Source organism: Spirosoma pomorum, assembly GCF_054776615.1.
In genome coordinates this window covers 1-635 of sequence record NZ_BAAHBP010000009.1, presented here as the reverse complement: position 1 = coordinate 635, position 635 = coordinate 1, and the positions used below count along the sequence as shown (strand labels likewise).

At 55.4% G+C, this 635-nt stretch carries 2 rRNA genes; both read right to left on the bottom strand.

Annotation, left to right across the window (positions count from 1 at the left end):
• Positions 1–314, bottom strand: a 23S ribosomal RNA gene (locus ACYVAD_RS09760); the annotation flags it as partial.
• Between the two features lie 166 nt (positions 315–480).
• A 16S ribosomal RNA gene (locus ACYVAD_RS09755) occupies positions 481–635 on the bottom strand; the annotation flags it as partial.

The following is a 635-nucleotide window of genomic DNA, read 5'->3' as shown; positions in this document are numbered from 1 at the left end:
CGATTGGTTGCTTGATGTCAGGTCCTACTACCCCGACTAGGCCGTAACCTAGTTGGTTTGGGCTCTTCCGAGTTCGCTCGCCACTACTACCGGAATCACATTTGTTTTCTCTTCCTGCGGCTACTTAGATGTTTCAGTTCACCGCGTTTGCCCCTCTAAGAGGTGATAGTTCTTCAAACTACCGGGTTGCCCCATTCGGATACCAACGGATCAGCCCCTGCCAGCGGGTCCCCGTTAAATTTCGTCGCTTGCCACGTCCTTCATCGCCACCAGAAGCCTTAGGCATCCCCCAGGCGCCCTTGCACTGCGTGTCGCCACGCTATCTCTACTTCACTTGTGTATCTTATCTACTCCCTGTAAGTCAAAGAACTAAGTGCCACCCCGCAACGGGGTGACCCAGGTCCTTAACAAACGCAGCACAAACTCAATCCCCTACCAGCCGTCCCACTTCCGTGATGACCGGCCCGTAATCGGCTCCAGAAAGGAGGTGTTCCAGCCGCACCTTCCGGTACGGCTACCTTGTTACGACTTAGCCCCAGTCGCCGAGTTTACCCTTGTCCGGTTATTACCCCGAACTTCAGGTCCCCCCAACTCCCATGGCTTGACGGGCGGTGTGTACAAGGTCCGGGAACGTA